This window comes from Thauera phenylacetica B4P (assembly GCF_000310225.1).
In the GTDB taxonomy this organism is placed as follows: Bacteria; Pseudomonadota; Gammaproteobacteria; order Burkholderiales; family Rhodocyclaceae; genus Thauera; species Thauera phenylacetica.
The window spans coordinates 1-251 of record NZ_AMXF01000657.1 but is presented as its reverse complement, the minus strand read 5'-3'; the positions used below and the strand labels follow the sequence as shown (position 1 = coordinate 251).

Genomic DNA, 251 nt, shown 5'->3' with positions numbered 1-251 from the left:
TGCTCGCGCTCGCCGGCCACTACCGCTTCGAGCCGCGCCCGGTGGCGGTGGCGCGCGGCAACGAGAAGGGGCGCGTCGAGCGCGCGATCCGCTACGTGCGCGAGGCCTTCTTCGCCGGATGCGCCTTCGCCGATCTGGACGACCTGAACGCGCAGGCCCAGGCCTGGTGCGAGGGCGCCGCCGGTGCGCGGCGCTGCCCCGAGGACGCCTCGATGACGGTGGCCGAGGCCTTCGCGGCCGAGCGCGAGCGC

The 251-nt window shown here is 76.5% G+C and carries 1 pseudogene; it reads left to right on the top strand.

Going from position 1 to position 251, the window contains the following annotated elements:
- A pseudogene (locus C667_RS24155) lies at positions 1-251 on the top strand (IS21 family transposase); the annotation flags it as partial.